The organism is Mucilaginibacter sp. (assembly GCF_039921305.1).
Taxonomy (GTDB): domain Bacteria; phylum Bacteroidota; class Bacteroidia; order Sphingobacteriales; family Sphingobacteriaceae; genus Mucilaginibacter.
This window is the reverse complement of record NZ_JBDSCA010000052.1, coordinates 295,896-305,105: the sequence shown is the minus strand read 5'-3', so window position 1 is coordinate 305,105 and position 9,210 is coordinate 295,896. Positions and strand designations below refer to the sequence as shown.

The window sequence follows — 9,210 nt, the reverse complement described above, 5'->3', positions numbered from 1 at the left end:
AGATTGCTTCGTACCTCGCAATGACGCGTGGCGAAACCAATTAGTATTAAACCAATTGATTTAAGATATATGAAGAAGATAGTTTACATTTTTTTACTACTGGGTTTGTTTGGGACTGACCTGGCATCGGCGCAAGCCAAAAAAGCTACCTGGATATATTATCCGGGCGATTTTGATATTTGGCTGGGCAACAAAATGCAGAACCGGCGGACAGACCGTGGCGCATTTTTACCCGTGCTTTGGAAAATGGACAGCCACTATGTGCTGATCGAGTTTCACAAAGATTTTGATGTTCCGGCAACGGAAGAGGTTAAACTTTATGTTGAGGGAACTTATAATGTAAAGGTTGACGGACAGGCTTTTGTGGGCTATCCTAAAAGTATTACCGTTCCGGCGGGTCACCATAAGGTGAGTTTAAAGGTTTACTGTCAGGATAGGGTGCCTGCTATATTTGTGCAGGGTAAAACGGTGGTGAGCGATGATAGTTGGCTGGTTACTTTTGAGGATAAGGAGTGGATAGATGCTACCGGTAAGGTATCCGACAAATCGGGAACTACTTACTTGAATGCCGGAGCGTGGAATTTTAATGATCCTTTATCGCCGCCGTCTAAATTCAGTTTGCCAACAGTGCCACAACATGCGGTAAGCAGTGATAAAAAAGCTAATTCGTTCTTTTTAGATTTTGGTAAAGAAACCTTTGGCTTTGTTAAGCTTCATGGTTTAAAAGGGAAAGGCAAGTTGCATATTTATTATGGTGAATCGAAAGAGGAAGCACAATCGGTGGAGCATTGCGAAACATTGGATGAGTTGGCCATTAACGAATCAGTTAAAAAAGATTCGGTTATGGAGTTATCTAAAGCATTGCGTTATGTGAATGTTCAATTTGATGGTGGTGTTTCGGTTGATTCTGTTTCAATGCTTTATGAGTACGCTCCACTGAAGGAGCGTGGGGGTTTTCGTTGTTCGGATGAAGAAGTGAATAAGATCTATGATATCTCAAAATATACCCTCCACTTAGCTACGCGCGAGTTTTTTATTGATGGCATAAAAAGGGATAGGTGGATTTGGTCTGGCGATGCATATCAAAGCTATGCCATGAATTATTACTCGTTTTTTGATTCGCCTACGGTAACACGCACCATATTAGCCTTGCGCGGAAAAGACCCGGTAACGAGCCATATTAATACCATTATGGATTATACGTTTTACTGGTTTTTGAGCATTAACGATTATTACCAATATACCGGCGATAAAACCTTTATCAAGCAGTTTTATCCGCGTATGCAAACGCTGATGGATTATTGCTTGTCGCGACGTGATAAGAACGGCATGATGGCTGGTTTACCCGGCGATTGGCTGTTTATTGACTGGGCCGATGGTTTGAGTAAAAAAGGTGAACTAAGTTTTGAGCAACTGTTATTTTGCCGCAGTTTAGAAACCATGGCTATCTGCGCCAAGCTAAATAACGATACCGAAGGGGCTGCCAAATATCAAGCTTTGGCCGATGAGTTGAAGGCCAAGATATTTAAGCTGTATTGGAACGAGCAAAAACATGCATTGGTGCATAGCCTGATAGATAACAAGCAAAGCGATAACGTTACGCGTTACACCAACATGTTCGCCATCTTCTTCAATTATTTTAATGAGCAACAAAAGCAAGATGTGAAAAAGAATGTGTTACTGAATGATAACATCCAGAAGATAACAACCCCATATATGCGCTTTTACGAGCTTGAGGCCCTTTGCGCGATGGGTGAGCAGGATTATGTATTGAAACAGATGAAAGATTATTGGGGCGGTATGTTAAAGCTTGGCGCAACATCCTTCTGGGAAGAATATAACCCGGATAAAAAAGGAGCTGATGTTTACGCCATGTATGGCCGTCCGTTTGGTAAGAGCCTTTGCCACGCCTGGGGTGCCAGCCCAATCTATCTTTTGGGTAAATATTACCTGGGTGTAAAGCCTTTAACTGCAGGCTACTCCACCTGGTTAGCTGAACCTAATTTAGGTGGACTGAAGTGGATGGATGGTACAGTGCCAACGCCCGAAGGAAACATCAAAATGTATTGCAGTACAACGCAGATCAAGATAAAAGGAGAAGATGGTACGGGGACTTTACGTATCAAGAGTAAATCGAAACCAAGTTGTAAGGAAGGCGCGATCACCGCAAAGGGTAATAATGTTTACGAGCTAACGGTTGAGAAGGGTAAGGATTATGTGGTTAACTATAACGCGCTGTAAATGAATAAAATATTCAAATTATCTACGGTTATTATAATGTTTTCCTCCGGAAGTGCATTTGCCCAGTTGGTTGATAAAACACCAGCACCTATACCGCACGAGCCAACTATTTTTAATGCCGAGCCATGGCAAAATTCGTTGGTGGATGGTATTAACCGTGACCCGGCTCGGGCTACGGCTTACTCGTTTAGCAGTGTGAACGGCGCCTTGACTTTGGATAGAGAGAAGAGCGGCAGAATGCTATTGTTAAACGGGATGTGGGATTTTTCGTTCGCATTAAAGCCGGGGGATGCTCCTCAGGATTTTTATAAATCGCGCGTAAGCGGATGGAAAAAGATACCTGTACCATCGAGCTGGGAAATGGAGGGGTATGATAAACCTATTTATAAAAGCGCTGTCTATCCGTTCAGGCCGGTTAGCCCGCCGTTCCCGCCGTTGGATTATAACGGGATGGGGAGTTATCAACGAACCTTTACCATTCCGGCTGATTGGAAGGATATGAACATTACGCTCCATTTTGGCGGTGTTGCTTCGGGTTTTAAAGTTTGGGTAAATGGCAAGTTTTTGGGCTATGGCGAGGATAGCTTTATGAATTCGGAGTTTAATATTACGCCTTATTTGCAGGCGGGTGAGAATGTTTTATCGGTACAGGTGATCCGCTGGAGCGATGGTTACTTTTTGGAAGACCAGGACCAATGGCGTATGAGCGGAATCCATCGCGAGGTGCTGCTGCTGGCAGAACCTAAGTTACGCATAGCGGACTTTTTTTGGCAGGGTAAGCTGGATAAGGATTATAAAGATGTTCGATTTCAGCTAAGACCACGCATTGAAAATTTGACGGGCAAGCAAGTTGTGGGCTATCATGTTAAAGCGCAACTGTACGATGTTAATAATAAACCTTTGTTAGATAAGCCTTTGGATAGGAGTGTTGAGAGCATTGTTAATGAGATATTCCCACGTTTGGATAATGCAAAGTTTGCTTTGATGGAGGCTAAGCTGAAGAACCCGTTGAAATGGAGCCCGGAAATTCCGAATTTGTATACTTTGGTTATTTCGCTGGAAGATACTACCGGGCATGTGCTGGAAGCTAAGAGCTGTAGGGTTGGATTCAGGAGTATTGAGTTTAGAGAGAGCGATAGCAAACTGCTCATCAACGGTAAGTTAACTTATCTGTATGCTGTGAATCGTCCGGATCATGATCCTGTAAAAGGAAAGGCGTTAACGCGCGATATTATTTTGAGGGATGTTAAAACCATTAAGCAGTTTAATTTTAATTGCATCCGCACCAGCCATTACCCGATGGACCCTTATTTGTATGATCTATGCGATCAATACGGGATTTTGGTAATTGATGAAGCTAACCTGGAAACACACGGTTTGGGATCGAAGTTGAGTAATGACCCGATGTGGACGGGAGCTTATCTTGACCGTGTTACCCGTATGGTGATGCGGGATAAGAATCACCCAAGTGTTATCATCTGGAGTTTGGGTAATGAGGCTGGTCGCGGCCCAAACCATGCGGCTATGGCAGGGTGGGTACACGATTTTGATATCACCCGCCCGGTGCATTACGAGCCCGCTCAAGGCACGCCACAAGCCGAAGGGTATATTGAGCCGGGAGATGCGAGATACTTAAAACCTAACGACCATTCGCACCGTGTGGGTAACCCGATAGATCAGCCTTATGTTGATATTGATAGCCGGATGTATCCGGGGATATTTACTGTGCCACTATTGGCTAATCAGCCAAATGGTGATAAACGGCCTATATTTTTTGTGGAGTACTCACATGCGATGGGTAACTCTAACGGTAATTTGAAAGAATTTTGGGATCTGTTCCGCTCAACCAAGCGCATCATTGGCGCGGGTATCTGGGAGTTTAAAGATCAGGGTTTGTTGAAGCGTGATTCTGCCGGGACACCGTTTTATGCTTATGGCGGTGATTATGGTGAGCGTTACTTTGATGATTTTACCATTAAAGGAATTGTGGCATCGGATGGAAGGCCCAAAGCCGCTATTTACGAATGTAAGCATGTATTTCAACAGGCGGCTTGTGAATTGGTTGACGCAGGTAAGGGTTTAATTAAAATAATTAACCGTAATGGTGTGCAAAACCTGAATGATTTTAATGTGAGTTTGCAGGTATTGGAGAATGGTAAAGTGGTGTCTGAAAAAGCCATACCACGTATCAATCTGGCTCCGGGTAAAGATTCCTTAATGAGCATTTTACCTTACTTACCTAAAATTAAAGCAGGTGCTGAGTATTTTGCCAATATCAAATTTACTTTAGCTGAGAATAAACTCTGGGCCGATAAAGGTTTTGAGGTGGCTTCTGATCAGATTGCTTTGACGGGGTTGCCTGTAAGTAAATCATCTAATCAAAATTTCACCGCGCTTTCTGTTTCAGATAAAGCTGATAGTTATTTGGTTAATGGTAATAATTTTAGCGTGAGCATTAATAAAACTAATGGTGCATTAAGTTCTTATTTATTGAATGGCAAAGAGCAGGTATTTGCGCCCTTGTTGCCACATTTTAGTCGCCCGGCAACTGATAATGACCATCGCGGTTGGAAGGCCGATAAAAAGCTTAAAGTTTGGTATGAGCCGAATTTGAAACTAACTGGAATTACAGAAGATCATACGCGCAAAGGCATTGTAAAAGTAACAAGTAATTATACCCTCATTGATGGGAAAGCCACAACACAAGTTATTTATACAATAAATGGAAACGGAGCCGTTAAAGTAGATTGCAGTTTGAACGCTTCGTCAGGTTTGCCAAATATACCCAAAGTGGGCATGCAATGTGGGATAGTAAGGGGATATGATGAGGTGAGTTGGTATGGGCGTGGTTTAATGGAAAATTATATTGATAGGAAGACTGGTTTCCCGGTAGGGATATATTCACAACCGATAGCGACTTTTGATGAGCCTTACGTTGTTCCGCAAGAGAATGGGAACCGGACGGATGTTCGTTGGATGTATTTATCGGATAAAGTGAATAATGGCTTGCTGGTTGTTGCGGATAGCTTGCTAAGTATGAGCGCCTGGCCTTACTCCGAGAAAAATATTGTGGCTGCAAGGCATACCAATAAATTAAAGGACGCGGGATATCTAACTCTGAACATAGACCTGATACAGATGGGTGTTGGTGGTAACGATAGCTGGAGCGAACTGGCCGCGCCGCTGCCCGAGTATCAGATACCTGCTAAACCATATCGCTATAGTTTTTATATATTGCCGGTTAAAAACAAGCCTGCGGACGTAGGTGTACTGGCAACGAAAATTAAATTTTAATAATGCAGGTTTTAGTTAAATATATACTTCAATATAAAAAACTTATTTTATTGATTGTTTTGTGTTTATGTATTTCTGTAAGCACTGACGCGCAAAAGAAAAAATCATCTAAAAAGAAGACTTCTCACGAAAGTGCGTCGCATAAAAAATCAAGTTCGCATCACGAAAGTGGCGGCAAGAGCAAAAAATCAAAGTCGGGTTCGGGTAGTAAAAAGTCTAAACACCAATCGGGCAAGAGCAAAAAAAGCAGTAAAAAGCGTGGCCGGCACGGGCACCCTTATGTAGAAAATGACGAGCGTGTATCAGAGGAACAGGCACCGGTTGTGCCTACCGAACCGGTTAATGATAATTCAGCTCTAAGGCAAACCTTTATTCATCCGCCGGATGCGGCCAAACCCTGGGTGTTTTGGTATTGGATACAAAGTGCAGTTTCGAAAGAAGGTATTACTACCGATCTGCAAGCCATGAAAGACGCGGGTATTGGCGGCGCTTATTTGATGAGTATTAAAGGGCCGAACGCTGCTGCCCCGTTAATGACTCCGCCTGTAAACCAACTTACGCCGGAATGGTGGCAGATGGTTAAGTTCTCTTTTACCGAAGCACAACGATTCGGTTTGCAATTAGCCATGCACGATTGTGATGGTTTCGCGCTGGCGGGCGGGCCCTGGATCACGCCTGAAATGTCGATGCAGAAGGTTGTTTGGAGCAAAACATTGATTAATGGTGGCAGGCACTATAATGATACTTTGGCTAAACCTAAAAGTTATGCCGGTTATTATAAAGATATTGCTACGTATGCTTACCCGGTAAGTTTGGGTGATACCTTATCCACAGAAACTATCAAACCTGTTATTAGTACCAACAAGGCTGGTGCCGATGTTCAGTTTTTGGCTACTAAGGGGAGTAAAAAGAGCTTTAGCAGCGATACAAGCTGTTGGATACAATATGCGTTTAATCAGCCATTTACCTGCCGGTCCATTACTATCCGTACCAACGGTAATAATTACCAGGCACAAAGGCTGATCGTTGAGACGAGTGATGACGGTAAAACCTTTAAACAAGCTACCCGTTTGGAGCCACCACGTGCGGGCTGGCAGGACTCTGATGAGCCTAATACTTACGCTATTGATGCTATTACAGCCAAATATTTCAGGTTTGTATATGAAAAGCCAGGTTCTGAGCCGGGGGCTGAGGACCTGGAATCTGCAAAATGGAAACCAGTTTTGAAGATACAGGGGATAGAACTTTCCGGCGCGGCACGCATTAATCAGTTTGAAGGTAAGAACGGTGAGGTTTGGCGTGTTGCTAAACGGACATCGGCCAGGCAAATACCTGATGCATTATGCATCTCGAAAGATAAATTGATCAATATTAGTAATTATTTGGATGCAAACGGCCGTTTAAACTGGGATGCTCCGGCGGGCAAATGGATAGTGATCCGGATGGGGCATACCTCAACAGGGCATAAGAATGAAACTGCGGGTGCGGGGATTGGTTTGGAGTGCGATAAGTTTAGTCCGGATGTGGTAAAGTTTCAGTTTGACCATTGGTTTGGCGAAGCGATCAGGCAAGTTGGGCCTGATTTGGCCGCGCAGGTTTTAAAGATATTCCATGTGGATAGCTGGGAGTGTGGCAGCCAAAACTGGTCGCCGGTTTTTCAAGCAGAGTTTGCTAAACGGAGAGGGTACGATCTGTTGCCTTATTTGCCTGTTATGGCCGGTATCCCGGTGCAAAATGCTGAGACTTCGGAAAAAGTATTATATGATGTGAGGCAAACCATTTCGGAACTATTGGTTGACAGTTTTTATGCTACGATGGCTAAACTGGCCCATGAAAAAGGTACTTTGTTTAGCGCCGAAGCTACCGCGCCCACCATGGTTGGTGATGGCATGGCGCACTATCGTGAATCGGACTTGCCGATGGGTGAGTTTTGGCTGAATAGCCCTACACATGATAAGCCGGGCGATATGCTGGACGCGGTTTCGGGCGGGCATATTTATGGTAAGAACATTATACAGGCAGAAAGTTTTACTACTGTACGCATGGCTTGGAACGAGCAGCCGGGTATGCTGAAAGCATTGGGCGACCGGAACTTTGCATTGGGTGCCAACCGCTTTGTGCTGCATGTTTTTGCACATAACCCCTGGCCAGACCGTAAACCGGGAGTGACATTGGATGGGGTAGGCCTGTACTTTCAACCCAACCAAACGTGGTGGAAGCCCGGCTTTGCCTGGATAGAATACCTGCAACGATGCCAGGCTATGCTGCAAATGGGTAAGCCTGTAGTTGATATAGCGGTGTTTACGGGAGAAGAAATACCAAGGAGGGCCATTACACCAGATAGATTGGTAAATACCTTGCCTGGAATATTTGGCGAAGAGGTGATCAACAGCGAAGCTAAGCGGCTGGCTAATGAAGGTGAGCCTATGCACTCGATACCTGATGGGGTAACATCATCAGCTAATATGGCCGAGCCTCAAAAATGGGTTGACCCTTTGCGGGGATATGCCTATGATTCGTTTAACCGTGATGCTTTATTGCGTTTGGCTACGGTTAGGGATGGAAGGATAGTACTTCCCGGCGGTGCGAGCTATGGTTTATTGGTGCTGCCCGGCGATACCAGGATGGCTCCGGATGGAGGGGATTATATGTCGCCTGAAGTATCGGAACGCATTAAGCAATTAGTGAATGATGGTGCTAATATACTGATCACAGAAGAACCTAAAACTGCACCAGGATTAGTGTCCCCAACTTTAAAGGTAAACGGGCTGTTTGATATTAAAGGTAAAGGGCAGATTTTGAAAGGGACCTACCAGGCCGAAACATTTGATCATATTGGATTACCAAGAGATATGTTCGCCAGTGATTCTACCGGGAACCATGTTAAGGATATTGCCTGGACACACCGTACCGATCCGGAATTTGATATTTACTTTATCTCGAACCAGCAAAGTACACAAAGGATAGTCAACTTATCATTACGTGTTGCCAATAAGATACCTGAAATGTGGGATCCTATGACGGGCGAAACCTACCAATGCAGTCAATATACTTGTGAAAACGGGCGGACTAATTTGAGCTTGCGTTTAGAGCCTAATGGCTCGTATTTTATTGTGTTACGTAAACCTATCAATACAGCATCCCGGAAAGGAAACAACTGGTCGGACTTTAAAACGGTGCGCTCTGTTGATGGCGTTTGGAAGGTTAGTTTTGATCCTAAAAACGGTGGTCCGGATGGACCTGTAGTTTTTACCACTTTAAGCGATTGGAGCAAAAACGAAATTCCGGGTATTAAGTATTACTCGGGCACTGCCGATTACATGCAGATAGTAAAATGGAATAGTAATTTGGCTGGTCATAAACAAATTTGGCTTGATCTGGGTAATGTGGCCAATATAGCCAGTGTTACTATAAACGATAAGCCTTGTGGCGTAGCATGGACACCACCTTATCGCTTAGATATTACCAACGCATTAAAAACAGGCTACAACAAAGTGCATGTTGAGGTAAGTAATACCTGGGCAAACAGATTGATTGGCGACTATGCTTTGCCAGAAAATAAACGCATTACCTGGACAACCGCGCCTTACCGTTTGGAGGGTAAGCCTTTATTACCGGCAGGTTTACTTGGCCCGGTTAAAATTATTACCATAGATAAAAGTAAACGAGATTAAA

Annotated in this window: 3 protein-coding genes; all 3 read left to right on the top strand. The window is 44.0% G+C overall.

Annotated features, from left to right (window positions below; translation table 11 throughout):
* Nucleotides 1-69: 69 nt before the first annotated feature.
* From ABIN91_RS16550 to ABIN91_RS16540, 3 genes are read left to right on the top strand one after another with little or no spacing between them, the layout of a single operon-like run.
* Complete coding sequence (locus ABIN91_RS16550) at nucleotides 70-2,241, top strand: trehalase family glycosidase (RefSeq protein ID WP_348052340.1); 2,172 nt, start codon at nucleotides 70-72, stop codon at nucleotides 2,239-2,241.
* Nucleotides 2,242-5,535 carry a glycoside hydrolase family 2 TIM barrel-domain containing protein gene (locus ABIN91_RS16545; RefSeq protein WP_348052339.1) on the top strand — a complete coding sequence of 1,098 codons (3,294 nt, stop codon included), beginning with the start codon at nucleotides 2,242-2,244 and terminating at the stop codon, nucleotides 5,533-5,535.
* Between the two features lie 2 nt (nucleotides 5,536-5,537).
* Complete coding sequence (locus tag ABIN91_RS16540; RefSeq protein WP_348052338.1) at nucleotides 5,538-9,209, top strand: glycosyl hydrolase; 3,672 nt, start codon at nucleotides 5,538-5,540, stop codon at nucleotides 9,207-9,209.
* The last annotated feature ends 1 nt before the right edge of the window (nucleotide 9,210 follow it).

What these genes read in the sequence shown, in the direction of transcription:
- ABIN91_RS16550 (WP_348052340.1), top strand. Translation starts at nt 70, where the DNA reads ATGAAGAAGATAGTTTACATTTTTTTACTACTGGGTTTGTTTGGGACT.
- ABIN91_RS16545 (WP_348052339.1), top strand. Translation starts at nt 2,242, where the DNA reads ATGAATAAAATATTCAAATTATCTACGGTTATTATAATGTTTTCCTCC.
- ABIN91_RS16540 (WP_348052338.1), top strand. Translation starts at nt 5,538, where the DNA reads ATGCAGGTTTTAGTTAAATATATACTTCAATATAAAAAACTTATTTTA.